The following is a 26,442-nucleotide window of genomic DNA, read 5'->3' on the forward strand; positions in this document are numbered from 1 at the left end:
ATCGCGAAGCGCGTGTGGCATGGGAGTAGATGATGCCTGGTAATCCACCCCCGCCAGCATGGCTGGTCGCGCTGGAGCGTGATGCGAATGCCGGCAGCGGCGCGGCGTTGCTCGAGCTTGCGCGCTTGTACCTGGTGGGCCGCGACGTCCCGCGCGATCTGCCGCGCGCGCGCGACTATTTCGCGCGCGCCGCCGCGGCGGGGGAGCAGGCTGCGGCAGCGGTGTATCGTGCATTTGTCGCCAACGGTACGGGCGGCGCGCCGGACTGGCCGGCGGCGCTGCGGTTGCTCGAGGCGGATCGCGTCGATCCGGACGCGGCGGAGCAGCTTTCGCTGATCGCTGCGATGGCGCTCGATGACGCGGGAGCGGGATCGATGCCGCTCGTCGGTGAGCCGCTCAGCGCACAGCCACGGATCCTCCTGTTCCGGCGGTTCCTGAGCAACGCGGAAGCAGACTATCTCGTCGCGCGTGCCACGCCACGCTTTCAGCCTGCACTCGTCGTGCATCCCGTGACGGGCCAGCAGATCCCCGACCCGGTTCGGACATCGAACCTGGCTGCGTTTCCGCTGGCGCTCGAACAGCCAGCAATCCACGCGATCAATCGCCGGATTGCGGCCGCGAGCGAGACCGACGTGCGGGCTGGCGAACCGCTGACGGTGCTGCGCTATCGGCCGGGGCAGCAATATCGCGCGCATCTCGACACTTTGCCTCGCGTCGAAAACCAGCGCCTCGCGACGATGCTCGTCTATCTGAACGACGGCTATGGTGGTGGCGAAACCCACTTTCCGAAAATCGGCCTCAAAGTCCGGGCGCAAAAGGGGGATGCCTTGCTCTTTTACAATGTGCGCGATGGCGGGCAGCCCGATCCGCTCACCTTGCATGAAGGCATGGTCGTCTCGGCCGGAGAAAAGCTGGTCGCATCGCGCTGGATCCGGCAGTCTCGTCTGATGCTGTGATATCACCATAGCGTGACGCGCGCTCGCCGCTGGCGCTTTTGGCGCGGGCGAGGACGAAGCCGGTTGTTCGACCATGCGCTTTGGGTGTGCGTCAGCTTTATTCGTCGCCTGTACCCGCTGGGGGGTTGGGAACGCGGCTCGCTGCCGCTACCCTTGCGCCAATGTTTGGAAGTGGCGACGTTGCAGCAATTCTGGTCGGGGTCGCACTCGCCGTGTTTATCGGCGGGACCGGCTGGGTGCTGTACACCGGCCTGCGCGCGCGGCGGGCCGCGTCCGATGCGATCGCGAGCAATGCCCGGTTGGGTGCGATGCTCGCGTCGGCGCCTGCGCTGGCGATGGTCGTGCGCGCCGACGGGCGGGTCGAATGCAGCGCGCGGCTCGCGTCCTGGCTCGGGCTGTCGACGCCGCCACGCTATCTCGATGATCTCGCACAGGCCGATGCCGGCCTCTCCACAGACGACGCCGCCGCGCTCGCCGCCGATGTCGTGTCGGCGCAGAAATCGGGGCGCGGCTTTTCGCGCACCGTCCGCGCGCAAGGCTCCGACCGCGCGCTGATGATCCGCGGCAGCCGTGCGGCGCGCGAGATGCAGGCGCCGGGCGGGGTGATCCTGTGGGTGTTCGACGCGACCGAGAGCGAAGCCGAGATCGTCCGGCTCGGCGACGCGGTCGGCTATGCGACGACGCTGTACGAGGAACTGAGCGGGGTGATCCAGGCCGCGCCGATGCCGATGTGGTATCGCGGCGCCGACCTGCGGCTCGCCATGGTCAATTCGCATTATGTCGATGCGGTCGAAGGCGCCTCGGCCGAGGACGTCGTCGCGCGCGGGCTCGAACTGGTCGAGGGATCGGGGATGGGCGGCCCGCTCGCCAATGCCGTGCTCGCGCGCGATGCCAAGGCGGTGCAAAGCCAGGCGATGCCCGCGACGATCCGCGGCGCGCGGCGGATGCTGCGCGTGTATGACGCGCCGCTGTCGACCGGTGGGGTCGCGGGCTTCGCGATCGACATCGAGGATCTCGAGCAAGCGCGTGCGCGGCTCAAGCGCTTCGACGATGCGCAGCGCGCGATGCTCGATCGGCTTTCGGCGGGCGTGGTGCAGTTCGCCGCGGATCGTTCGCTCGTCTTCTGCAATCAGCCGTTCCGGCGGTTGTTCGCGATGAAGGGCGAATGGCTTGCCGATCGTCCCGAATTCGACCGCGTGCTCGAACGCATGCGTGAAACCAAGCGCCTGCCCGAAGTACGCGACTTCCCCGGCTGGAAGGCCGAGCGGCGCGACTGGTTCCTGGCTGGCGGCGGCGAGGAAGAGGAATGGCATTTGCCGGGCGGCGTGCATCTGCGCGTCGTCGCGCAGCCGCTGCCCGATGGCGGGCTGCTGCTGATCTTCGAGGACCGTACCGAGGAGGTCCAGCTCGCCAGCGCGCGCGACACGCTGCTGCGCGTCCGCACCGCGACCTTCGAGAATCTGCACGAGGCGCTCGGCGTGTTCGCCGCCGATGGACGGCTGCAACTGTGGAACAACAAGTTTCGCGCGACATGGGGGTTCGACGAGGCGTTCCTCTCGACGCATCCGCGCGTCGATGCGCTCGCCGAGCGCGCAGCGCGCCAATTGTCGAACCCCGAGCGTGCGGTACTGATCAGCGATCTGGTGCGCGCCGCGACGGTCGAGCGCCAGCAGCGCGGCGGGCGGGTGGCCTTTGCCGACGGGCGCCATTTCGAATTCGCGGCGGTGCCGCTGCCCGATGGCAACGGGCTGTTCACGATGCTCGACATTTCGGACAGCCGCCGGATCGAGACCGCGCTGCGCGACCGCAACGAGGCGCTCGAGGCGGCCGACCGGATCAAGACCGCGTTCGTCGCGACGATGAGCTACGAACTGCGCACGCCGCTGACCTCGATCAGCGGGTTCGCCGAGATGCTGCATGAGGGCTATGCCGGCAAGCTGAGCAAGGCGGCAGTCGGTTACGTCGAGGCGATCCTCGAATCGGTCGAGCGGCTGGGCATGCTGGTCGACGAAGTGCTCGATCTGACACAGGCCGAGGGTCGCACACCGGCGCTCGAAATGCATTCGGTCGCGCTCGCGCCGCTCGCGCGCGCTGCCGCCGATGCCGTTGCGCCGCTCGCGGTGAAGCGCAAGCTCGAGTTCGCGGTCGAGATCCTGCCGTCGAGCGGCGAGATTTCGGGCGATGCGAAACGCTTGCAGCAAGTCGTCGAGCATTTGTTGCGCCATGCCGTGTCAGGAACGCCCGAGGGCGGGCGGATCCTGCTGCATGTCGATGGAGGCGCCGATGGCGCGCGGATCGTCGTGTCGGACGATGGCGCGGGGATGTCGCGGCAAGCAGTCGCACGCGCGTTCGATCGTTTCGGCCAGCCCGGCATCACGCGCGATGGCGAGCGCGCGCTCGGGCTTGGTTTGCCGCTCGCGAAGCAATTCGTCGAGGCGCATGGCGGGACGATCGCGCTGGTGTCCGAGCCGGGGCAGGGGACGCTGATCACGGTGACATTGCCGCGGGGCTGACGTTGCGCGGTTGGAAGGATGCGCATATTCTATGCGCATTGGAGGTGTCCGATGACTCGAGTCCGTGAAGATCGCGCCGCGTTTCGACGACCAACCAATCTGTCGCTCGACGAGCAATTGGTTGCAGATGCAAAGGCGCTCGGGATCAATGTCTCACGCGCATGCGAAGTCGGGCTGGATGCTGAAATCCGGGCGGAGCGCAATCGCCGCTGGAAAGAAGAGAATCTCGAGGCGACCGCCGCCTGGGCGGTGTATGTCGAGACATACGGCTTGCCGCTCGAGCGCTATCGTCAATTCTGATGGCGCGTTTCGATGTCTATCGCACGCGGGATTTCGACGACGTTCTGCTCGATTGCCAAGCTGACGTCCTTGATGACTTGCCGACGCGATTCGTGGTTCCGCTTGTCCCCGCAGAGCGAATCAGCCGCATTTACGCGCGGTTGAACCCCGTTCTTTCCTTTTCAGACGGCGACTATGTGATGGCCACGCAATATGCGGCCACTGTCCCGGTCAAGGACCTCGGGAAACGTGTCGCAGCGCTTTCTGCCGAACAGTCCGCTATCATGAACGCGCTCGACATGCTGCTGACGGGCTATTGAAATGATCCTCGTCGATCCTCCGGCCAGCGAAGCGCTCGGCGCGCGCCTCGCGGCTCTCGTCGCACCGGGCGATGTCATCACGCTGTCGGGGACGCTCGGCGCTGGCAAGACCAGCATCGCGCGCGGGCTGCTCGCCGCACTCGGGCTGGTCGGCGAGGCGCCGTCGCCGAGTTTCGCGATTGTCCAGCCGTATGCGCCGCCCGAAGTGCGGTTGCCCGTGCTCCACGTCGATCTGTATCGCATCGATGACGCGCACGAGATCGAAGAACTCGGGCTCGACGAGGCGCTCGCGGATTCGGTGCTGATCGTCGAATGGCCCGAACGCGCGCCCGGCTGGTGGCCCGAGGCGCTCGCGCTGGCGCTCGAGATGCTGCCCGATGGCACCCGCCGCTTGACAGCCAGCGTGCCCGCTGGCTGGAGGGCGCGATGGCAGCAGATATGATTCCACCCCCGGCCGCGGCGGCTTTTCTGGCCGCTTATGGCTGGGGCGGCGCGACGATCCTTCCGGTTGCGGGCGATGCGTCGTTCCGGCGCTATTTCCGCGTGATCGATGGCGCGCGCAGCGCGATCCTGATGGACGCGCCGCCGCCGCACGAGGACCCGCGCGACTTCATCGCGATCGCGCGCTGGCTCGGCGAACACGGCTTTGCCGCGCCGACGATCGATGCGGTCGATCTCGCGCAGGGCCTCGTCTTGCTCGAGGATTTCGGCGACGTGCAGATGCGCGAGACGGTCGATGCCAATGCCGCACGGGCGCCAGCGCTCTACGGCACCGCGATCGATACGCTGGTGCGGTTGCACGGCGTGCCCGCAGCGCCGGTCCCGCCCTATGACCATGCGGTGCTGCACCGCGAAGTCGATCTGCTGACGCAGTGGTATTGCCCCGCGGTCGGCGTTACCCCCGATCAGGCGCGCTACGATGCTGCCTGGGACGCGGTTTTCGCGCCCGTGCTCGCCGAACCGGGCGTGACCGTACTGCGCGATTATCACAGCGAAAACCTGATGTTGATCCCGGGCGGAACGGGCGAACGTACGCTCGGGCTGCTCGATTTCCAGGATGCGCTGGTCGGGCATCCGGCCTATGACCTCGTTTCGTTGCTGCAGGATGCGCGGCGCGATGTCGACGAAAGCGTGGAGGCGCAAATGCTGGCGCGGTACAAGGACGCAACGGGGGCGGGTGACGCCTTCGACAGGGCGTATCACGTGCTCGGCGCACAGCGGAACGCCAAGATCGTCGGCATTTTTACGCGGCTGTGGCAGCGCGACGGCAAGCTCCGCTACGCAGGCCTGTGCCCACGCGTGTGGCGCTATCTCGAGCGCGACCTCGCACATCCGGCGCTCGCTCCGGTCAGGGCGTGGTTCGACGCGACGCTCCCGGCGGAGCTGCGCGGCGACCCAATGCTGGTCCGCCAGGGCGCCGCGGCGTGATGCGTCCCAAGCGCACGCTGCGCCTGCGGCCCGACTCGAACGCCGCGGTGCCGACCACCGCGATGGTGATGGCGGCGGGGCTCGGCACGCGGATGCGCCCGCTCTCGGCGATGCGGCCCAAGCCGCTGATCCAGATCGGCGGCACGACCTTCATCGACCATGTGCTCGACCATCTGCGCAGCGCGGGCGTGTCGAAGATCGTCGTCAATGCACATTACATGGCCGACATGCTCGAGGCGCATCTCGCGGTGAATGCGCACGGGCTCGAGGTGGCGATCTCGGACGAGCGCGGCAAGCTGCTCGAGACCGGCGGCGGGCTGGTCAAAGCGCTGCCGCTGATCGATGCCGACCCGTTCCTGTGCGTCAACACCGACAATATCTGGCTCGACGGCCCGCTCGATTCGCTCAAACTGATGGCGGACGCGTGGGATGATGCGAGCATGGACGTGCTGATGCTGATGATCCCGCAAGCGCGCGCCAACCACAATGCGGGCCTAGGCGATTTCTATCTCGATCCGTTCGGGCGGATCGCGCGGCGCAAGTCGGGGCGGGTGGCGCCCTATGTCTGGACCGGGATCCAGATGCTGTCGAAGCGGCTGATCGTCGATCCGCCGAGCGACGCGTTTTCGACCAACGTCTTCTGGGATCGCGCGATCGAGGCGGGGCGCGCGTTCGGCATCGTCCATCAGGGCTTGTGGTTCGACGTCGGCACGCCGGCGGCGATCCCCAAGACCGAGGCGATGCTCGCGGATGGCTGAGGGCCCGCGGCTCTTCACGATCCCCGCGCACCGCGCGTTCGCCGATGCGCTGGCGGCGGGGCTGATCCGACAATTTGGTGGCGATGATTTGGGGCTCGCCAAGGGGCTCGTGCTGCTCCCCAACAACCGCGCCAAGCTCGCGCTGACCGACGCGTTCGTCCGTGCGAGTTCGGGCGGATTGCTGTTGCCGCGGCTGGTCGCGATCGGCGATCCGGCGCTCGACGAAGCGATCGGTGCGGCGCTCGATCCGGCGGACGATGGTGATCCGGTGCCGCCCGCGGTCGCGCCGCTCGAACGGCGGATGATCCTTGCGCGGCTCGTCGCCGAGGAGCGCGCGCGGGCGGGCCAGCCCGTCGATGCGGCTGAGGCGGTGCGGCTTGCCGGCGACCTTGCGCGCACGCTCGACCAATTGCTCGTCGAGGAGATCGCGCCGCATCGGTTGCGCGAGATCGAGCTCAACGAAGCGATGTCGGCGCATTGGGAGCGCGCGCTCGCGCTGTTCGGGATCGTGCTCGACCGCTGGCCCGATGAGCTGCGGCGGCTTGGCCGGGTCGACGCGGCGGCGCGGCGCGCGATGCTGTTCGAGCGACTGACGACGCGCTGGCGCGCCGCGCCGCCCGCCGGGTTCGTCTGCGCGGCCGGGGTGATCGACAGCGCGCCCGCAGTCGCGCGGCTGCTGCGCTGCATCGCCGATAGCCCGCGTGGAATGGTGGTGCTCGCCGATCTCGCGACGGGGATGGATGAGGGCGAGTGGCAGGCGCTCGGGCCGCATGTGCCCGATCCGGTGAGCGGTCTGTCGCGGCGATCGATCGAGACGCATCCGCAATTCCATCTCAAGCTGCTGCTCGAGCGGATGGGCGTCAATCGCGGCGAGTTCCGGACGTGGCGCGACGGCAGCGATCACGACGCGACGATCGCACGCGGCAAGGCGGTGGCGAACGCGCTGTCGGTCGCCGACTATACCGCGCGCTGGACTACGCTCGGCCCCGAGCAGCGCCGCCTGGCGGGAATTTCCGCCGCCGAGCTCGCGACGCCGGGCGAGGAAGCGCAGGCGATTGCACTCGCCTTGCGCGCTGCGCTCGAGCCCGAGGCGGGCGAGCTGATCGGCACGCGGACCGCGGCGCTGATTACGCCAGATCGTGGGCTGGCGCGGCGTGTTGCCGCACATCTCCAGCGGTGGAACATTACCGTCGATGATTCTGCGGGGCGACCGCTGTCGATCCTGCCGCCTGGGACCTTGCTCACCGCGCTCGCCGAGGCGGCGACGCAGCGGTTTGCGCCGCTCGCCTTGCTGACGCTGCTCAAGCATCCGCTGGTGCGCAGCGGAGCGCCGCGTGCGGCGTGGCTGTCGGGGGTGCGGGCGCTCGACCGCGCCTTGCGCGGGCCGAGGCCGGCGGCGGGGCTGGCGGGGATCGACGCGCATTTGCGCGAGGCGCGGCACGCGCGCGCTGCGCTCGAATGGTGGCCCGAGGCGCGCGCATTGCTCGCACCGATCGAACGTGTCTTTGCGCACGGCGCGCAGCCGCTCGGTGCGGTGCTCGAGGCGCTGCGCACGACCGCGCAGGCGCTGTGCGGCGATGCCTTGTGGTCGGGCCCCAATGGGCGCGCGGCGGCGGAATTGCTGAACGAGGCCGAGGCGCATGCCGCCCACGGCCCGCCCACGATCGACCCGGCGAGCCTCGCGGCGTTGCTCAAGACGCTGATGGATGAAGTCGCGGTGCGCTCGCGTCAGGGCGAGCATCCGCGCCTCGCGATCTATGGCTTGATCGAGGCGCGGTTGCAGACCGCCGACATCATGATCCTCGGCGGACTCAACGAAGGGACGTGGCCGGGCCTGCCCGCGCCTGATCCGTGGTTGGCACCGCGGATCCGCGCCGAGCTCGGGCTTCCAGGGCTCGATCGCGGTGTTGGTCTGGCGGCGCATGATCTGGCGCAGGCGCTCGGCGCGCCGACCGCGCTGATCACGCGCGCGCGGCGCGGGGGCACGCAACCGGCGATCGCGTCGCGCTTCTGGCTGCGGTTGCAGGCGCTGGCGGGCGAGCGGTTCGAGCGTGCGACTGCGCTCGAGGGTTGGACGCGCGCGCTCGACGATCCTGGGGTGCATGAGCCAGCCGAGCAGCCCGCGCCGGTGCCGCCGCGCGAGCGCCGGCCCGAGAAGATCGCGGTGACCGATGTCGACCGGCTCAAGGCCGACCCATACGCTTTCTACGCCAAGCGCATCCTGGGGCTCGCGCCGCTCGATCCTGTCGACGCCGATCCGAGTGCGGCGTGGCGGGGGACTGCGGTCCACGACATTCTCGAGCGCTGGGCGAAGGAGGACGGCTGCGCGCTCGACCGGCTGCATACGCGTGCGCTCGCGATGTTCGAGGGTGCGCATCCGATGCAGCGCGCGCTCTGGAAGCCGCGGCTGATGGAGGCGATCGACTGGATCGTCGCGCAGATGGGGCGCAATTTGGATGAGGGGCGGCAAGTGCTCGCGGTCGAGCAATCGGGGGCGGTGTCGCTTGCAGGCGTAATGCTGACGGGCAAGTTCGATCGGATCGATCGGTTGGCCGACGGGACGCTCGCGGTGATCGATTACAAGACCGGCAAGCCGCCATCGCCGGCAGCGGTGCGCGAGGGGTTCAGTCTGCAGCTTGGGTTGCTCGGGCTGATCGCCGAGCGCGGCGGGTTCGACGCGATTGCCGGCAAGGCGCGCGGGTTCGAATATTGGTCGCTGTCGAAGAAGGGCGATGCGTTCGGGTATGTGACCTCGCCGGTCGATGCGGCGGGGAAGGGCGACAAGGTTTTGCCCGAGGATTTCACGGGCGTTGCGGCGGGGCACTTTTCGGCGGCGGCTGCGGACTGGCTGACGGGGATGCGGGCGTTCGAGGCGAAGCTGCATCCGGAATATGCGCCGTATGCCGAGTATGACCAGCTGATGCGGCGGGATGAATGGTATGGGCGTGAGTGAGCTCGGCCGTGGTCTGCTCTTCCCGAACCTTTTTCCTCCCCTCCTTGAAAGGGAGGGGCTGGGGGTGGGTAGGCCCGTGGCTGGCGTTGCGTTCCTCCTGAGAGCAACCCACCCCTCGATCCCCTCCCTTCCAGGAAGGGGAGGATTGAAATGAGCGCTCCCCACACCCACCGCCCCCTCCCGATCCTCAAGGACCAGCAGGCGCGCGCCAGCGATCCCGGTGGGCACGTCTGGCTCTCCGCGTCCGCGGGCACCGGCAAGACGCAAGTGCTCACCGCGCGCGTGTTCCGGCTGCTCCTCACCGGCGTCGATCCCGGCGCGATCCTGTGTCTCACCTTCACCAAGGCGGGCGCGGCCGAGATGGCGGGGCGGATCGGCGATCGGCTCGCCGCCTGGGTGCGGATGCCCGAGCCCGAGCTCGTCTCCGACCTGCAGGCGCTCGGCGAGGATCCGTCGCCGGCGCTCCGCGCGCGGGCGCGCACGCTGTTCGCGCGCGTGCTCGATTCGCCGGGCGGCGGGATCCGCATCCAGACGATCCACGGCTTCTGCCAGAGCCTGCTCGCCGCCTTCCCGGTCGAGGCGGGGCTGGTCCCCGGCTTCCGTCCGATCGAGGCGCGCGAGGAAGCGGTGATGGCGCGCGATGCGCTCGCCGAGATGCTCGTCGCTGCCGAGACCGAAGGGCGCGAGGCACCCGTCGCGACGGTCGGCGCGCTGAGCTTGCGGCTGGGCGAGGGCGAGGCGGAGAAGTTCCTGCTCGCCTGCGCGCGTGCACCCGCCGCGATGGCCGAGCTGCCGATGGGGGAGGGGGTGCGGCCCTTCATCCGCCGTGCGCTCGATTTGCCGCAGGGCGAGATCGAGGCGGAGATCACCGCCGCATGCAGCGATGATGCGTTCGATGTCGATGCGGTCGCGCGGCTCGCCGCCGCCAACCGGGCCTGGGGCACTGCTACCGGCGGGAACCATGCCGATGTCGCCGAATGCTGGGTCGAGGCCGACCCCGCGATGCGCGCGCAGATGCTCGGCGATCTGATTGGTGTACCCTTCACCGCGAAGCGCGAGCCGCGCAAATATTCGCCCAAGCTGCTCGCTGCCGATCCGGAGTATGCCGATCTCGCGATCGAGATCGGCGAGGCCTGCGCGCATCTGTTGGGCCTGCGCGAGCGCGCGGCTTATGCCGACCTGCTCGCCGATGCGCTGTCGGTCGGGCGCGACTATGCGGTGACGTATGAGCGCGCCAAGCGGCGGCTCGGCGCGGTCGATTTCGACGATCTGATCCGCGCGACGATCAGCTTGCTCGGCCAGCCGGGAATGGGCGAATGGGTGCGCTACAAGCTCGACCAGGCGACCGACCATGTGCTGATCGACGAGGCGCAGGACACCAATCCCGCGCAATGGGCGATCATCCATGCGCTGGTCGAGGAGTTCTTCGCGGGCGAGGGCGCGCAGGATGCGCGCGTCCGCACGCTGTTCACCGTCGGCGATTTCAAGCAGGCGATCTTCGGTTTCCAGGGGACGCACCCGCTTTACTTCGCCGCCGCCGAAAAGAAGCTCGGCACCTTGGCTCGCGATGCGTGGGAGGCCGATGACGAGCAGCGCCGCCAGACCGGCACGATGCGCGCACGGCCGTGGCACCGGCTGTCGCTGACGCAATCGTTCCGCTCGACGCGGCCCGTGCTCGAATTCGTCGATGCCGCGATCGAGGCGCTGCCCGAGCCTGGGCTCGGCGCGATCGCCGACCGCGAGGTGCATGCGAGCGAAGTGCCGGGGCCGGGGACCGTCACGCTGTGGCCGCTCGTCGTCGCGGGCGGAAGCGACGAGGACGAGGAGAGCTGGATCTCCGATTCGACGCGCGAACTCGCGCGCCAGATCGCGCGAACGATCAAGGGCTGGATCGGCACGCTGATGCTCGAGAGCAAGGGGCGCACGCTGCGGCCCGAGGACATCATGATCCTCGTCAAGCGGCGCGGCGAGCTCGCCTCGCTGATCGTCGCGCGGCTCTATGCCGAGGGCGTGCCGGTCGCGGGCGTGGATCGATTGCGGCTCAACGCGCCGTTGTCGGTGCAGGATCTGCTCGCCGCGATCCGCTTCGTGCTCCAGCCGGCCGACGATCTGTCGCTTGCCGCGCTGCTCGTTTCGCCGCTGATCGGATGGAGCCAGGAGCGGCTGATGCTGGCGGCACCCCCGCGCACCAGCAGCTTGTGGCGGCATATTTCGGCGAGCGAACCTCGCGAGGACATCGCGCCGCTGTTCGCGATGCTGGCGCGCGCCGATATCGCGACACCCTACCAGTTTCTCGAGGAATTGCTGTCGGGGCCGCTCGGCGCGCGGCGCAATCTCGTGCGGCGGCTCGGGCAGGAGGCGCGCGATCCAATCGAGGAACTGCTTAGTGCCGCGCTCGATTTCGAGTCGCTCGGGACGCCGTCGCTGCAGCGCTTCCTCGACTGGTTCGATCGCGGTGAGGTCGAGATCAAGCGCGATCCGTCCGCCCCGCTCGATGCGGTCTGCGTGATGACGGCGCACGGCGCCAAGGGGCTGCAGGCGCCGCTCGTCATCCTCGCCGATGCTGCGGTCGATCCGACGCGCTCGCCGCGTTCGACGCTCAACTGGCGCGCGGGCGACATGGCGAACGAACTGCCGGTGATCCGCCCGCGCAAGGGCGAGGCGACCGGGCCGCTCGCCGTGCTGGTCGAGGAAACCGCGGCGCGCGATCTCGAGGAGCATTGGCGGCTGTTCTATGTCGCGGCGACGCGCGCCGAGGAGCGGCTGGTGATCGCCGGATCGGTCGGCCCGCGCGCGCAAGGGATCGCGCCCGAGCAGAGCTGGTACGCCGCCGCCGACCGCGCGATGGCCGCGCTCGGGATCGCGGGCGAGGGCGCGCGCGACTTTGCCGGGCGTGAGCCGCAACGTCCCGTCGCGCCCGATCGCCGCGCGGCGCGCGGGGCAGCGACGCACGAGCCCGTCCCCGACTGGGCGCTGCGCCCCGCACCGCAGGAAGCCCGCCCGCCGCGTCCGCTCGCGCCGTCATCGCTTGGAGAAGATGCGGTCGCCGATGCGCCGCCGACGCCGACGATGCGCGCCGCCGCCGAGCGCGGGCGGTTGATCCATGCGCTGTTCGAACGCTTGCCCGCGGTCGCGCCCGAGCTGCGGGCGGCGGCGGCGGATCGCTGGCTTGCGCAGGCGGGCGCGGTCGAGGATGCCAAGGACCGCGCGCGGATCATCGCGCCGGTGCTGGCGGTGCTCAATGATCCGGCGCTGGCCGAGCTGTTCGGGCCGAACGCGCTCGCCGAGGCGCCGATCGCGGCGGTGCTGCGCGACGGGTTCGTCGTGTCGGGGACGGTCGATCGGCTGTTGGTGACCCCCGAGCTGATCCGCGTGGTCGATTTCAAGACCGGGCGCGCGGTGCCTGCGGGGCTCGCCGACGTGCCTGCCTATCATCTCAAGCAGATGGCGGCGTATGTCGCCGCGCTCGCGGTGATCTTCCCGCAGCGCGCTGTCGAGGCGGCGTTGCTCTATACCAGCGGGCCGACGCTCCACGCCCTGCCCGACGATCTACTCACCGCGCACAAGCCAGGCTTTGCGGGCGTGGAGCAAAGCTAGCGTTCGTGCGCTTGAGTGTACCCGGCGCACATCCTATCTCTGCGTTCACACGAAGGAGTTTCACCATGGCGACCAAGAAGATCACCGACGCGAGCTGGGAAGCCGACGTCACCAACGCAACCGGCCCCGTGCTGGTCGATTTCTGGGCGGAATGGTGCGGCCCGTGCAAGATGATCGGGCCGAGCCTCGAGGAAATCTCCGAGGAACTGGGCGAGCAGGTGACGATCGCCAAGCTCAACATCGACGACAATCCCGATGCGCCGGGCAAGTTCGGCGTGCGCGGCATCCCGACGATGATTCTGTTCAAGAACGGCGCGCCTGCCGCGACCAAGGTCGGCGCCGAGCCCAAGGGCCGGTTGAAGGCGTGGCTCGAGGGCGAACTCGCCTGAGATCCTATCGCGGGTTAGGCTGTTAGCGCTGTGAAGCGATAGCCTTTTCTGGATATCTTCCCGCCAGTGCGTGAGCCTCACGCGCTGGCGGAGTCGTATCATGATCCTGGCGAAGCGCGCGACCGCGGCCGTGGCGGCGATCCTCCTGCTCGGCGGGTGCGCGACGATCTCGCACGGCACGACGCAAAGCCTGGATGTGCGCTCGCAGCCGGCGGGGGCAGAGGTAAGCACATCGCTCGGGATCGCGTGCATCACGCCGTGCACGCTGCGGCTCAAGCGCAAAACCGGCTTCGTCGCGACGATCCGCAAGCCTGGCTATCAGCCGCTTGAGGTTGCCGTGAGCAGCATCGACACCGAGCGGCCGGGTGCCGCTGCCCGCAGTGCGCTGACGACGGGACTGGTCGGTTACCTTGTCGATCGCGGCAACGGCGCGTTGCGCGAGCTCAAGCCCAACCCGATCGACGTAACCTTGACGCCCGAGCCGCGACGCTGACGCGTCAGGCGGGTGCGAGGATCTGCCCGATCCGCGGGAAGTGCACCGCGACGCGCCCGACGTGCGGATCCTCGCGCAGCACGACGATCTCGCGCGGCGTCAGGCGCACGAGCGCACCGGCAACCGCATCTGCGCCCGGGTCTTCGGTTCGAACGGTGACGTTCTGGCCCGCTGTGAAGCCGCTGTCGGGCTCGATCAGTTCGATCGCGGTGGGTTCGGCATCGCGCGCAATGACGAGCGCTTCGGCCGCGGAGAGGTCGGTCGGCGTGCCGTGGCCGATCGCGGTGACGCGCTCGAACCACGCGGCGAGATGTGGCAGGCGGGCGGTACGCGCGTCCTTCATCCCGAAATTGCCGTGGAACCACAGGTTCATCGCCGCCGCGCAATCGGCATAGCCCGGCGCGTCGCCGCCGAGGAACGCGCGCCCGTCGCTTAGCGCGTCGTCGAGCCGCGCGAGCCACCCGGTGAATTGCGCGAGCAGATGCGGCGCGGCCTTGGCGATGCGGTCTCGGTCGAAGCCGAACAGCTTCTTGCGGTCCTCGAAGAACGCGTCGGGGATGCGGTCGAGGAACGGCGCCATCGCCGAGCCGACCGCCTGGCTGAAGGTCGCGCCGCCCGCCTGCAGCGCGAGCACCGCGTGCAACCGACCGAGCGGGGCGGGGAACAGGCTCGGGCCGGGCAGTGCGGCCTCGATCGCCTCGATCGCGATCGCGGTGTCGCAATAGATGTCGGCGCCGATCTGCAGCACCGGCGTCTTGCGATAGCCGCCGGTGAGCGGGGTGAGATCGGGCTTTGGCGCGATGTCGGGGATGATCACCGAACGCCACGCCGCACCCTTGATGCCGAGCGCGATCCGCAGCAGCTCGCTATACGGCGAGCGCGGATAATGGTGGAGGATGATCTCGGACATCGGGGCTCTCCTGGTGGGTTTTATGTTTTATCTTTGGTGGTCCCGGAGAAGGCCGGGGCCCAGTTGCGGGCGGATGATCGTCGTGTACCGCCCCCGCTATCAAGGCCTTCGCGCCTGGGCCCCGGCCTTCGCCGGGGAGCAGTAAAGGGCAGTACTCAGCTGCGATAATCCGCGTTGATCGAGATGTAGCCGTGCGTCAGGTCGCACGTCCATACCGTCGCCTGACCATCGCCCAGCCCGATGTCGACGCCGATCTCGATGTCCTGCCCTTTGAGATGCGCCGCGACGGGCGCCTCGTCATAGCCGACCACCGCGAGGCCGCCCTGCGCCACCTGCGTGTCGCCGAAGCGGATCGCGAGGAGATCGCGCTCGGCGGGTTCGCCGGCTTTGCCGACCGCCATCACGACACGGCCCCAATTGGCGTCCTCGCCCGCGATCGCGGTCTTGACCAGCGGCGAGTTGGCGATGCTGAGCGCGATCGTGCGGGCGCTGGCGTCGCTCTCCGCGCCGGTCACCGCGATCTCGATGAACTTGGTCGCGCCTTCGCCGTCGCGGACAACGAGATGCGCGAGCTGGAGGCACAGGTCGGAAAGCGCCGCGCGGAAGGCGTCGGCGCCGGCATCCTCGGCGTCGGCGAGCGGCGTGTTGCCCGCCTTGCCGGTCGCGAAGGCGAGCACGCTGTCGCTGGTCGAGGTGTCGCTATCGACCGTGATGCACGAGAAGCTTGCGCGATTGGCCTCGCCGAGCGCCGCCTGGAGGAAGGCGGGTTCGACTGCCGCATCGGTGAAGATGAAGCCGAGCATCGTCGCCATGTCGGGCGCGATCATCCCCGAACCCTTGATGATGCCGACGAGCGTCACGGTACGCCCGTCGACCACCGCGGTCGTCATCGCTGCCTTTGCGAAGGTGTCGGTCGTGCCGATCGTGTTGGTCGCCTCCTCCCACGTACACGGCGCGGCGGCGAAGGCAGCGTCGAGCCCGGCCTCGGCCTTGTCGATCGGCAAGGGCACGCCGATCACGCCGGTCGAGGCGACGAAGATATCGGAGGGCCGGCAGCCGAGCTGCCCCGCCGCGCGTGCCGCGATCGCCTCGACGGCCGCGCGGCCGCGCGCGCCGGTGAAGGCGTTGGCGTTGCCGGCATTGACCACCATCGCGCGCGCCCGGCCGAGCACGAGCGCGGCGCGGCACCATTCGACCTCGGGCGAAGGGCATTTGCTCTGCGTCAGCACGCCCGCGACGCTGGTGCCCGGATCGAGCGTGATGAAGGTCAGGTCGGTGCGCTCCCACGCCTTGTAGCCGGCGCGCGCGACATGCGGCGTGACGCCGGCGATCTGCGGCAAAAGCGGGAAGGGGCGGGCGAGCGGGGAGCGCGGGCTGGTCATGCTGTGCTCTTAGATGCGCTGCTGCGCTGACGCAAAGGGTGGGCGCCGCGTGGAGGGCGGCAAGGTTGGAGCGGGCCAGCGGGGGGATTGGCGGGTCTCTCGGCTAGTCGTATCCTTTCATAGCGTATCCCGGTCGGCTCACGCCGCGATCGTGCACGACGAAGGAGATGGCATGATGTCGGGGGAGGGGAAACGCCGCGAAACGCTGATGATCGCGGTTTGCAGCGTGCTGGGGTTCGCTGCGATCCTGGTGCTGAGCGTTGGCATCGCATCAATACGCGATTCGACCGACGATTCGCTCGCCGATCTGTCGCGCGTCCAGGCAAGGCAGTCCGCGCCTTCGACCCGGCGCGCAGCCTCGCCCGAGCGCTTGGAAGCGTCCGATCCGCAGGGTCCGGTACCCGTTGGAAATCCAGCGCGTTGGATCACCGCCGATGATTATCCTGTCGCAGCGCTCCACCGCAGCGAGCAGGGCAAGGTGGGAGTCGATCTGCAAATTGCCGCCACGGGCAGCGTGGTCGCGTGCCGCATCGGCGAGAGCAGCGGCCATGAGTCGCTCGACCAGTCTGCGTGCCGCGCGCTCCGCAGCCGTGCCCGCTTCGCCCCGGCGCGCGATGCGAACGGCACGCCGATTGCCGCGACCTGGCACCGCAATGTCGTCTGGCGCCTTCCGTCCTGATCGGCGATGGAGACGCGATCCGCTGGACGTGCGCGCGGTTAGTCCCTAGATCGCGCGGAGCCATGCCGTTTCTGCTGCTTCTCTCTGCCCTTCTGACCGCGCTGACCGGCGTGGTGAGTGGCGTGCGACCGGTCGAGATCAGCGCGCAATGCCCGCTGGCCGCCGCGCAGACGCAGCGTCTCGCGGTCGCGGTCGCCCCGTTCGTGATCGGCCATCGGCATTTGCTCGGCGCGTTCGGGCTCACCGACAGCTTTGCGGTTGCCGATTCGCTGCCCGCCCCGCTGTCGGCCGCACCGCGGCTGTATCTGGATCGCCCACGCGCTTGATCCGGCGGCGCTGACCGCGCTCGCCAGCTCTCCATCCTATTCTGCGCAGCCTCGGCGCGCGCGTTCTATCGTACAGGAATTCCCCATGTTTGGTGGCCTTGCCAAAACGCTCTTCGGTTCGTCCAACGACCGCTACGTCAAATCGCTCGGCGCGATCGTCGCCAAGATCAATGATTTCGAGCCGGTCATTTCGGCGATGTCCGATGAGGATTTGTCGGCGCAGACGGTCCGCTTCCGCGAGCGGCTCGCCGCCGACGAGAAGCTCGACGACTTGCTCCCCGAGGCCTTCGCCACGGTGCGCGAAGCCGCCAAGCGCGCGCTCGGCCAGCGGCATTACGACGTACAGATGATCGGCGGCATCGTGCTCCACCGCGGCGAGATCGCCGAGATGCGCACCGGCGAGGGCAAGACGCTCGTCGCCACGCTCGCCACCTATCTCAACGCGCTGCCGGGCAAGGGCGTCCACGTCATCACCGTCAACGACTATCTGGCAGCACGCGATGCCGGCTGGATGGCGCAGGTCTATAATTTCCTCGGGCTGACGGTCGGCGTGATCGTGCCGAACCTGTCGGACGAGCAGCGCCACGCCGCCTACGCCGCCGACATCACCTACGGCACGAACAACGAATTCGGCTTCGATTACCTGCGCGACAATATGAAGTACGATCGCGAATCGATGGTCCAGCGGCCGTTCGCGATGGCGATCGTCGACGAGGTCGATTCGGTGCTGATCGACGAGGCGCGCACGCCGCTGATCATCTCGGGCCCGACCGACGACAAGTCCGACCTCTATCGCTCGGTCGATCTGGTGGTGAAGGAGCTCGCCGCTGAGGATTACGAGAAGGACGAGAAGCAGAAGTCGATCATCCTCACCGAGGACGGTACCGAGAAGGTCGAGCGGATGCTCGAGAATGCCGGGCTGCTCGAGGGCGCCAATCTCTACGATTTCGAGAACACGCAGGTGGTCCACCACCTCAATCAGGCGCTGCGCGCCAACATGATGTTCAAGGCCGACACCGATTACATCGTCAAGGACGGCAAGGTCATCATCATCGACGAGTTCACCGGCCGGATGATGGACGGGCGCCGCTGGTCGGACGGTCTGCACCAGGCGGTCGAGGCCAAGGAAGGCGTCGATATCGAGCCCGAGAACCAGACGATGGCCTCGATCACCTTCCAGAACTATTTCCGCATGTACCCGAAACTCGCGGGCATGACCGGCACCGCGGCGACCGAAGCGGCCGAATTCTACGACATCTACAAGATGAACGTGGTGACGATCCCGACCAATGTCGGCGTCAAGCGCGTCGACGAGGAAGACGAATTCTACAAGGACACCGCCGACAAGTTCGCGGCGATCGCCAAGAAGATCAAGCATCACGCCGATCTCGGCCAGCCGGTGCTGGTCGGCACGGTGTCGATCGAGAAGTCCGAGCTGCTCAGCGACTTCCTCGTCAAGGAAGGCGTCGAACATGCCGTGCTCAACGCGCGCCAGCATGAGCGCGAGGCGCATATCGTCGCGCAGGCCGGCCGCGCGGGCGCGGTGACGATCGCCACCAACATGGCGGGCCGCGGCACCGACATTCAGCTCGGCGGCAATCTCGAATTCCTCGTCAATGACGAGCTGTCCGAGATGCCCGAGGGGCCGGAGCGCGAGGCGGCGATCGCCAAGATCAAGGAGCAGATCGCTGCCGAGAAGGCTGCGGTGCTCGCCGCCGGCGGGCTGTTCGTACTCGGCACCGAGCGGCACGAGAGCCGCCGCATCGACAACCAGCTGCGCGGCCGTTCGGGCCGCCAGGGCGATCCGGGCCTGTCGCGCTTCTATCTCAGCCTCGACGACGATCTGCTGCGCATCTTCGGGCCGGACACGCTGTTCGCCAAGATGATGCGCAACAATATCGGCGATGGCGAGGCGATCGGCAGCAAGTGGCTGTCGAAGGCGATCGAGACCGCGCAGAAGAAGGTCGAGGCGCGCAACTACGACATCCGCAAGCAAGTCGTCGAATATGACGACGTGATGAACGACCAGCGCAAGGTGATCTACGAGCAGCGCGCCGACATCATGGATGCCGACACCGTCGGCGACGTGGTCGAGGACATGCGCGCCGAGACGGTCAACACGATCGTCGGCGGCGCCTGCCCTCCGGGTACGTATCCGGAGCAGTGGAACATCGAGGGGATGAAGGCGCAACTCGCCGAGACGCTCAACCTCGACCCGCAGATCGAGGCATGGCTCGAGGAAGAGGCGATCGACCCCGAGATCATCGAGCAACGTGTCCAGGCGATGGCCGACGAGATGATCGCCGAAAAGGCCGCATCGCTCGACCCCGACACCTGGGTGCGCGTCGAGAAGTCGATCCTGCTGCAGAATCTCGACCATCACTGGAAGGAGCATCTCGCGACGCTCGATGCGCTGCGCCAGGTCGTCCACCTGCGCGCCTATGCGCAGAAGACGCCAATCAACGAGTATAAGCAGGAGGCGTTCTCGCTGTTCGAGCGGATGCTCGCCAACATCCGCGAGGACGTGACGCGGACGATCGCGTTCGCGCAGTTCCAGCTCGAGCAGGCGCCCGAACTGCCGACGCTGCCCGACTTCATCACGCAGCATTTCGACCCGTTCACCGGCGAGGACGACAGCTACGATCAGGATGGCGCGTCGTCGGGGCACATCACGACGCGGCTCGCGCCGCTGTCGATCCCGCAGCCCGATGGCAGCGAGATTGGGCAGGACCCGGCGCAGTGGGAGAGCACGGTCAGCCGCAACGCGCCGTGCCCGTGCGGCTCGGGGCGCAAGTACAAGCACTGCCACGGCGCAGTGTGACGCTCTCGCCGCGTGCTGGCCCCGGCTGATCTTCGGGGCTAGCACGCTGGCGGGAACGATGCCGGGTCGCTGGTGTTCTGTTCGGACAGAACAGGGTGATCAGCATGAGCGAAGACTTCCCCGATGTGCCGAGCGTCGACATGGTCGAGCGCAAGGGCGGCGGTACGGCGGCGATCGTGATCGGCGTGCTGATGCTCGCCGCTATCATCGTCGGCGCAATCCATCTCTACAATCAGAGCAGCGCGCACGCGGTGCCCAGCGACGCCGTATCGACGGACAGCGGCGCAAAGCCCCTGCGCGACAGCGCCGCACGCGGCAGTGACGGCGCGACGCGCTGATCCGTCCGGGGCGGGCTTACCGCGGCATTACCGCAGGCACCCATCCAGTCCATCGTTGCGAACGACCCCGACGCGCCGTGCGATCGTATTGCCATGCCGTCGCGTAAAGCCGCGTGGCGCAACCGCCGCGCGTTTTTTGGGCAAAGGCAGCACAGCGGCGATCCGCCCGGCTTCGTCGGCCGACAAACGCGAAGCGTCATGCCCGAAATAGCGATGCGCCGCGGCATCGACGCCGTAGGTTCCGATCCCCGTCTCGGCGACATTGAGATAGACCTCCATGATCCGGCGCTTCCCCCAGATCGTCTCGATCAGCAGCGTGAAATACGCTTCGAGGGCCTTGCGCGGATAGCCGCCGCCCTGGATCAGGAAGACGTTCTTGGCGGTCTGCTGGCTGATCGTCGAACCACCGCGGATGCGTCCGCCGCGCGCGTTGCGCGCCATCGCGGTCTCGATCGCGGTGAAATCGAAGCCGTGATGCGCGCAGAACCGCGAATCCTCACCCGCGATCGCGGCACGCGGCATGTTGCGGTCGATGTCCGACAGCGGGCGCCAACTCTTGTCGATCCCATGCCCGCCGAGCGCATCGCCGATCATCGTCAGCGTGATCGGCGGCGGGACGAAGCGGTACACCACCACCATCAGCACCGAGATCAGCAGGAAAGCGATCACCAGCTTGACGATCCAGCCGATCGCCCAACCGATCCAGCCGCGGCGGCGCGGCGTTCTGGTCCGGTTGGAGAGGGGCGCGCGGGATGGCCTGGTGTCGCTCATCCTCGCGTCTTAGGGCGCGGCGGTCAGCGCTGTCCACCACGTGCGGCAAGCACGGCTGCGGCGGCAGCGAGGCCGGTCGCATAGGCGCCGTGCGCGGTCGAGAAATCGTGACGCGAGCAGGCTTCGCCAGCGAAGAACAGGAGATCGTCGACCGGGGCGGCGAGCACCGCGCGTTGGCCTGCGGCGCCGACCCGCGCGTGCGAATAGCTCCCGTGAATATGCGGTGCGTGCCGCCAGCGGGTGCGGCCGAGCGGTGTCAGTTTGGCGCGCCAGTCGCTGCCGAGCAGCGCGACCAGCTCGCCGATCGCAAAGTCCGCGGCAGCGCGGTCGTCCTTGTCCTCGAGCATCTCCGCGCAGTCGCCGCCGAGAAAGCCTTCGATCAGCGGCGTACCGAAAGGCGCGAGGCGGTAGCTTGCGGTGCAGGCGCTGTGCGGATCGCCGATCAGATGGCCGTTGCGCGGCAGATCGGCATCGGCGACGTGGAGGAAGATCTTGTCGGCGAGCCCGAGCGGCAGGTCGGCGGCGGCGGCGTGCTTGGCGGGGAGCGGTGGATCGAAGCGGATTGCTTCGCGCGCGAGTACGGTGGTGGGCACCGCGACGATGACATGGCGTGTCTCGAGCGTGCCGCGGTCGGTTTCGACGCGGATGGTAGTGCCGCGATGGTCGATACGCGTGACCACGGTCTGGAGTTGTCGTGGCAGGTCCCGCGCGTGACGCGCGACGAGCGTGCCATAGCCTTGCTCGACCGCCCAATTGTCAACAGTCGCCGCATCCTCATACGCCGCCCAGTCGTGGAGCGAGACTTCGGCCAGCGGCGCGCCATTGGCATAGCCTGAGATCGCATCGATCATCGGGCGCCAGGGGGCGTCGGAGGCGATGAAATCGCTGAGCGGGCGATCGGGGCCGCTCAGCGCGGCGTGCGCAGTGGTTTCCCAGCGATCCCAGGCGGTGCGATAGGCAGCTTGCTCGGCGCGCGGGAAACCAAGGTCGCGCCATTGTTTGCCCCAGTTGGAAGGGCTGCGATCGACGCTTAGCCCGTATTGCTCGGCAAGCCTCGTCCACGGGTTGCGCCGGGCGGAGTGGAGCCAGCCACAGCCATAATCGACGGTGATGTTCCCCGGCGAAGGCCGGGGTCCAGTCGTGCTGTCGGTCTTCGGCTGGGGCAGACGCTGACTATGTCCGCCTTCGCTACTGGGCCCCGGCCTTCGCCGGGGTGCGGTATCGGGTGGGAGGGGAAGCGCTACGCTATGCGCCCGACCACCAATGCGGTCCCCCGCCTCGAGCAGCAGCACGTCGAGGCCGGCATCGTGCAGCGTGCGCCCGGCGGCGATGCCAGCGGCACCGGCACCGACGATGATGACATCGGCGCCGGCCATGCGCTTACGCCGCGACGAGCATCCGCTGGTCGCCGGCGATCCGCATCATCGCCTTCTGCAGCTTCTCGAACGCGCGTACTTCGATCTGGCGGACGCGTTCGCGCGAGACGCCATAGACCTGCGACAGCTCCTCGAGCGTCTTGGGCTCGTCGGTCAGGCGGCGCTCGGTGAGGATGAACTGCTCACGCTCGTTGAGATCCTCCATCGCGGCGGTCAGCATCGAGTGGCGGACGTCAGCCTCCTGCGCTTCGGCGACGACAGTATCCTGCAGCGGCGCATCGTCCTGCAGCCAATCCTGCCACTGGCCGTCGCCATCCTCGCGCATCGGCACGTTGAGCGACGTGTCGCCGCCCATCGCCATGCGGCGGTTCATGCTCGTCACCTCGGCCTCGGTCACGCCGAGGTCCTTGGCGATCTTGGCGAGATGCTCGGGGCTGAGATCGCCGTCCTCGAACGCGTCGAGCTTGGACTTCATCCGGCGCAGGTTGAAGAACAGCTTCTTCTGCGCAGCGGTAGTGCCCATCTTCACGAGGCTCCACGAGCGTAGGATGAATTCCTGGATCGAGGCGCGGATCCACCACATCGCATAGGTCGCGAGGCGGAAGCCGCGATCGGCCTCGAACTTCTTCACGCCCTGCATCAGGCCGATATTGCCCTCGGAGATCATCTCGCTGACGGGCAGGCCATAGCCGCGATAGCCCATCGCGATCTTCGCCACGAGGCGGAGATGCGACGTCACGAGCTGCGCCGCGGCGTCGGTGTCGCCATGTTCCTCGAAGCGTTTGGCGAGCATATATTCCTGCTCGGGCGCGAGGATCGGGAATTTCTTGATCTCGGAAAGATAGCGATTGAGGCTCGCTTCGCCACCGAGGGCGGGAATCGTCGCGGGGACGTTGCTGCGGGCTGCCATGATCGTGTCTCCCTTTAATAGGTCGGGTGCCGTGAAACGCGGACGCCAGGCCGAATGCTATACCAAGAGTGCAGTGAACAGTTCCTGCATGTCGCCAGGCATTTCGCTGTCAAACGCCAAAGCGTTACTATTCACCGGATGAATGAACCCCAGACGGGCGGCGTGCAACGCCTGACGTCGGAAACCCAGGGTTTCCAGAAGTGCCTTATGGGCCTGCTTTGTTCTACCGTAAACCGGGTCGCCGATCAAGGGATGGCCGAGCGAGGCCATGTGCACACGGACTTGATGCGTGCGCCCCGTTTCCAGTCGACATTCCACCAACGCACCCCCGTTCAACCGCTCAAGAGTAGTATAGTGGGTGACGGCGCGTTTTCCGCCGGGGACGATCGCTATTTTCTTGCGGTTCGACGGCGAGCGCGCGAGCGGGGCGTCGACCGAGCCCGCGGTGGGGGTAGGGCGGCCCGACACCATCGCCTTGTAGCGGCGGTCGATCGAATGGTCGTGGAACTGGCGAGCGAGGCCTTCGTGTGCGCGATCGGTCTTGGCAGCGACCATCAGCCCCGACGTGTCCTTGTCGATTCGGTGGACGATTCCGGGGCGCGCGACTCCGCCGATCCCCGACAGATTGCCCGCGCAGTGGTGGAGCAGCGCGTTAACGAGCGTCCCGTCGGCATTGCCCGCTGCCGGATGGACTACAAGCCCGGCCTGCTTGTCGATCACGATCAGATGCTCGTCCTCGAAGACGACGTTGAGCGCGATGTCCTGCGCTTGGTTGGTCGATGGCGTCGCCTCGGGAACAGACACAACATACAGGCCGCCGGCGACCGCCTTGCTCGACGGATCGCTCACCACCGCGCCGCGCGGATCGGTGACCGCGCCGCCGGCGATCAGCGCCTTGAGCCGCTCGCGCGAAACCTCTGGCAGCGCGTCGGCAAGCGCGCGGTCGAGCCGGAGGCCTAATGCCTTTTCGGACACGCGCGCTTCGATGGTGACGACCCCCCGGTTCATGCTCTAGAATCTGGGAATGGCGATGGAAATTTCAAGCACTCTCGTGGCGAGACTGCTAAACGATGCGCGATTATCGCCGGCGCGCGAGATTTGCGGGCTATTGTTCGGCACCGCCGAGACGATCGACAGCGCGCAACCCTGTCCAAACGTCGCGCCCGATCCAGGCCGGCATTTCGAGATCGATCCCGCTGCACTGTTTGCGGCGCACCGTGCGGCGCGGCTGGGCGGCCCCGCGGTCGTCGGGCATTATCATTCGCATCCGTCGGGCATCGCGACCCCCTCGGTGCGCGATGCCGAGGGGGCGATGGGCGACGGCGCGCTGTGGCTGATCGTGACGGCGAGCGACGCACGGCTGTGGCGGACGCCGTCCGCGGGCGCATTCGTGCCGGTCGACTATGTCGCGGTCGATAAGGCCAACTGAGCGTCCGCTCAGGCCTTGTAGAGCGCCTCTAGCCGCGGGCCGTAGACCGCCTTCAACACATGCCGCCGGATCTTGAGGCTCGGCGTCATCTGCTCGTTCTCTATCGCGAAGGGTTCGTCGGCGAGGACGAAGCGGCGGATTCGCTCGGTCACCGCCAGATCGGCGTTGACCCGCTCGACCGCCTGGCCGAGCGCGGTGCGATACGCGCTATTCTCGGCCAGCCGCGCGAAGTTGCAGGCGCTGCCCTCGCGCGCGCACCATTGCTGCGTCCACTCGGCATCGGGAACGATGACGGCGACCATGTAGGGCCGCCGGTCGCCGAACAGCATCGCCTGCGCGATCTCGGGCTGAAGCGTCAGCATCCCCTCGACCTTTTGCGGTGCGACATTCTCGCCCTTGTCGTTGACGATGATGTCCTTCTTGCGATCGGTGATCTGGATGCGGCCCTGCGCGTCGATCACGCCGATGTCGCCAGTGTGGAGCCAGCCGTTCTGCAGCACGCGCGCGGTCTCGGCGGGGTTGCGCCAATAGCCGTGCATGACGAGTTCGCCGCGCACGAGGATTTCGCCATCGTCGGCGATACGCACTTCGGTATCGGGCATCGGCGGGCCGACGGTGTCCATCTTCAGCCCGGCCTTGGGGCGGTTGCACGAGATCACCGGCGCGGTCTCGGTCTGGCCATAGCCTTGCAGGACGGTGATCCCGACCGCTTCGAAAAAGGTGCCGACCTCGGGCGTGAGCGGCGCGCCGCCCGATACCATCGCCTTGATGCGACCGCCGAAGCGCTGCTGGATCTTGGGGCGCAACGTCGCGCCGAGCAGGAAGTCGATCGGCTTGTCGAGCAAGCCCGCTTTGCCCGCCGCCTTCTTGCTGCCGAGCGCCTGTGCACGGCCGAGCAAATAGCTCGAGAGCTTGCCTTGCTTTTCGACCGCCTTGGTGATGCGCGTGCGGAGCAGTTCGAACAGCCGCGGCACGACGATCATCATCGTCGGGCGGACCTCCTCGATATTGGTGGCGAGCTTGTCGAGGCCTTCGCTGTAATAGATCTGCGCGCCGAGCCCGATCGGGAAATATTGCCCGCCGGTATGTTCATAGGCGTGGCTGAGCGGGAGGAACGACAGGAAGATCTCGTCGTCCCAGCCGAAATCCTCCGAGATGATCGTGCAGCAGCCCTGGACGTTGTGGAGGATTGCGCCGTGATGCTGCATCACGCCGCGCGGGGATCCGCCGGTGCCGCTGGTGTAGATCAGGCAGGCGGTATCGGCGCGCGTTGCGGTCGCGGCGATGGTCGACGGTGCGGCCGCATAGGTGGCGAGCAGCGCGTCCCACTGGTGGAATTCGAGCGCGCCCGACTGGTACGCGCGCAGATCCTCGATCCCGATCACGATCTGCGCGGTGCTCGCGCGGATGGCGGCGGGGAGCAGCGTCTTGGCGAGCTTCGCGGTCGAGACGATCACCGCCTTGGCGCCCGAATTCTCGAGGATGTGGATGTGATCGCGCTCGGTGTTGGTGGTGTAGGTCGGCACGGTGATGCAGCCCGCCGCCATGATCGCGAGATCGGCGATGCAGAATTCCGGACGATTCTCGCTGATCAGCATCACGCGGTCGCCGGGCACCAGCCCGATCGCCTTGAGCGCCGCCGCCATGCTCGCGACCTGGTGCGCGGTTTCGCTCCAGCTGCGCGACACCCAGCGGCCGCCCGCTTTGTGCCACAGGAACGGCGCATCGCCCTTTTCGGCAGCGCGCGTGAGGAACATCGCGACGAGATTGGGGAAATGTTCGAGGCGGCGGATGTCTGACATACTCTCTCTCCC

At 67.8% G+C, this 26,442-nt stretch carries 23 protein-coding genes; 16 read left to right on the forward strand and 7 right to left on the reverse strand.

Going from position 1 to position 26,442, the window contains the following annotated elements:
- The first annotated feature begins 32 nt into the window (after positions 1-32).
- From ACP7C5_RS10475 to ACP7C5_RS10525, 11 genes are all read left to right on the forward strand, one after another.
- A complete protein-coding gene (locus ACP7C5_RS10475; RefSeq protein ID WP_426264186.1) occupies positions 33-956 on the forward strand; it encodes a 2OG-Fe(II) oxygenase in 924 nt (307 codons plus the stop codon).
- Between the two features lie 161 nt (positions 957-1,117).
- Positions 1,118-3,469, forward strand: coding sequence for a PAS-domain containing protein (locus ACP7C5_RS10480; protein ID WP_426264187.1), 2,352 nt, complete (start codon positions 1,118-1,120; stop codon positions 3,467-3,469).
- A 51-nt stretch (positions 3,470-3,520) separates the two neighbouring features.
- Entirely contained in the window at positions 3,521-3,769 is a 249-nt protein-coding gene (locus tag ACP7C5_RS10485) for a type II toxin-antitoxin system CcdA family antitoxin (protein ID WP_426264188.1), read from the forward strand.
- Entirely contained in the window at positions 3,769-4,068 is a 300-nt protein-coding gene (locus tag ACP7C5_RS10490) for a CcdB family protein (RefSeq protein WP_133186765.1), read from the forward strand. Before ACP7C5_RS10485 ends, ACP7C5_RS10490 begins: the two co-directional genes overlap by 1 nt.
- A 1-nt stretch (position 4,069) precedes the next feature.
- The gene (tsaE, locus tag ACP7C5_RS10495; RefSeq protein ID WP_426264189.1) at positions 4,070-4,510 is read left to right on the forward strand and encodes a tRNA (adenosine(37)-N6)-threonylcarbamoyltransferase complex ATPase subunit type 1 TsaE; all 441 of its coding nucleotides are present in this window, start codon (positions 4,070-4,072) and stop codon (positions 4,508-4,510) included.
- Positions 4,507-5,496 carry an aminoglycoside phosphotransferase family protein gene (locus ACP7C5_RS10500; RefSeq protein WP_322164105.1) on the forward strand — a complete coding sequence of 330 codons (990 nt, stop codon included), beginning with the start codon at positions 4,507-4,509 and terminating at the stop codon, positions 5,494-5,496. The genes tsaE and ACP7C5_RS10500 overlap by 4 nt, the downstream gene beginning before the upstream one ends.
- Positions 5,496-6,254, forward strand: coding sequence for a nucleotidyltransferase family protein (locus ACP7C5_RS10505; protein ID WP_133191881.1), 759 nt, complete (start codon positions 5,496-5,498; stop codon positions 6,252-6,254). The genes ACP7C5_RS10500 and ACP7C5_RS10505 overlap by 1 nt, the downstream gene beginning before the upstream one ends.
- Positions 6,247-9,207, forward strand: a complete 2,961-nt coding sequence (addB, locus tag ACP7C5_RS10510; protein ID WP_426264190.1) for a double-strand break repair protein AddB — start codon at positions 6,247-6,249, stop codon at positions 9,205-9,207. Before ACP7C5_RS10505 ends, addB begins: the two co-directional genes overlap by 8 nt.
- 150 nt (positions 9,208-9,357) lie before the next feature.
- Positions 9,358-12,804: a double-strand break repair helicase AddA gene (gene addA, locus ACP7C5_RS10515; RefSeq protein ID WP_426264191.1), complete on the forward strand. Its 3,447-nt coding sequence runs from the start codon at positions 9,358-9,360 to the stop codon at positions 12,802-12,804.
- A gap of 65 nt (positions 12,805-12,869) precedes the next feature.
- Complete coding sequence (gene trxA / locus ACP7C5_RS10520) at positions 12,870-13,193, forward strand: thioredoxin TrxA (protein WP_133186775.1); 324 nt, start codon at positions 12,870-12,872, stop codon at positions 13,191-13,193.
- A gap of 100 nt (positions 13,194-13,293) precedes the next feature.
- On the forward strand, positions 13,294-13,686 hold the full coding sequence (locus ACP7C5_RS10525) for a hypothetical protein (RefSeq protein WP_426264192.1): 393 nt from the start codon (positions 13,294-13,296) through the stop codon (positions 13,684-13,686).
- 4 nt (positions 13,687-13,690) lie between these two features.
- Here the strand turns inward: ACP7C5_RS10525 and ACP7C5_RS10530 are convergent, their stop codons facing one another.
- The gene (locus ACP7C5_RS10530) at positions 13,691-14,596 is read right to left on the reverse strand and encodes a glutathione S-transferase family protein (RefSeq protein ID WP_426264193.1); all 906 of its coding nucleotides are present in this window, start codon (positions 14,594-14,596) and stop codon (positions 13,691-13,693) included.
- A gap of 155 nt (positions 14,597-14,751) precedes the next feature.
- Complete coding sequence (gene argJ, locus ACP7C5_RS10535) at positions 14,752-15,978, reverse strand: bifunctional glutamate N-acetyltransferase/amino-acid acetyltransferase ArgJ (RefSeq protein ID WP_426264194.1); 1,227 nt, start codon at positions 15,976-15,978, stop codon at positions 14,752-14,754.
- 172 nt (positions 15,979-16,150) lie between these two features.
- On the opposite strand from argJ, the gene ACP7C5_RS10540 reads away from it, so the two are divergent.
- The 4 genes from ACP7C5_RS10540 (at position 16,151) to ACP7C5_RS10555 (ending at position 20,142) form a co-directional block, all read left to right on the forward strand.
- Positions 16,151-16,657: an energy transducer TonB gene (locus ACP7C5_RS10540; RefSeq protein ID WP_426264195.1), complete on the forward strand. Its 507-nt coding sequence runs from the start codon at positions 16,151-16,153 to the stop codon at positions 16,655-16,657.
- A 62-nt stretch (positions 16,658-16,719) separates the two neighbouring features.
- A complete protein-coding gene (locus tag ACP7C5_RS10545) occupies positions 16,720-16,983 on the forward strand; it encodes a hypothetical protein (protein WP_354288044.1) in 264 nt (87 codons plus the stop codon).
- 85 nt (positions 16,984-17,068) lie between these two features.
- A complete protein-coding gene (secA, locus tag ACP7C5_RS10550; RefSeq protein WP_426264196.1) occupies positions 17,069-19,804 on the forward strand; it encodes a preprotein translocase subunit SecA in 2,736 nt (911 codons plus the stop codon).
- Between the two features lie 104 nt (positions 19,805-19,908).
- Entirely contained in the window at positions 19,909-20,142 is a 234-nt protein-coding gene (locus ACP7C5_RS10555) for a hypothetical protein (RefSeq protein WP_426264197.1), read from the forward strand.
- A 27-nt stretch (positions 20,143-20,169) separates the two neighbouring features.
- Here the strand turns inward: ACP7C5_RS10555 and mtgA are convergent, their stop codons facing one another.
- Genes mtgA through ACP7C5_RS10575 form a run of 4 tightly spaced genes read right to left on the reverse strand, consistent with a single transcriptional unit; the run spans position 20,170 to position 24,207 of the window.
- Entirely contained in the window at positions 20,170-20,913 is a 744-nt protein-coding gene (gene mtgA / locus ACP7C5_RS10560) for a monofunctional biosynthetic peptidoglycan transglycosylase (RefSeq protein WP_426264198.1), read from the reverse strand.
- Between the two features lie 23 nt (positions 20,914-20,936).
- Positions 20,937-22,289: a flavin monoamine oxidase family protein gene (locus ACP7C5_RS10565; protein WP_426264199.1), complete on the reverse strand. Its 1,353-nt coding sequence runs from the start codon at positions 22,287-22,289 to the stop codon at positions 20,937-20,939.
- 4 nt (positions 22,290-22,293) lie between these two features.
- Entirely contained in the window at positions 22,294-23,199 is a 906-nt protein-coding gene (gene rpoH, locus ACP7C5_RS10570; RefSeq protein ID WP_426264200.1) for an RNA polymerase sigma factor RpoH, read from the reverse strand.
- Between the two features lie 57 nt (positions 23,200-23,256).
- Positions 23,257-24,207 (reverse strand): RluA family pseudouridine synthase, encoded by a 951-nt coding sequence (locus ACP7C5_RS10575; RefSeq protein ID WP_133186791.1) that lies wholly within the window; start codon positions 24,205-24,207, stop codon positions 23,257-23,259.
- Positions 24,208-24,223: 16 nt separating this feature from the next.
- Between ACP7C5_RS10575 and ACP7C5_RS10580 the strand changes: the two genes are divergently transcribed.
- The gene (locus tag ACP7C5_RS10580; RefSeq protein WP_426264201.1) at positions 24,224-24,628 is read left to right on the forward strand and encodes a M67 family metallopeptidase; all 405 of its coding nucleotides are present in this window, start codon (positions 24,224-24,226) and stop codon (positions 24,626-24,628) included.
- Positions 24,629-24,636: 8 nt separating this feature from the next.
- Here the strand turns inward: ACP7C5_RS10580 and ACP7C5_RS10585 are convergent, their stop codons facing one another.
- Positions 24,637-26,421 (reverse strand): AMP-dependent synthetase/ligase, encoded by a 1,785-nt coding sequence (locus ACP7C5_RS10585; RefSeq protein ID WP_426264282.1) that lies wholly within the window; start codon positions 26,419-26,421, stop codon positions 24,637-24,639.
- Between the last annotated feature and the right edge of the window lie 21 nt (positions 26,422-26,442).

The sequence above is a fragment of the Sphingomonas sp. PWP1-2 genome, from assembly GCF_049898305.1.
Classification (GTDB): domain Bacteria; phylum Pseudomonadota; class Alphaproteobacteria; order Sphingomonadales; family Sphingomonadaceae; genus Sphingomonas; species Sphingomonas glacialis.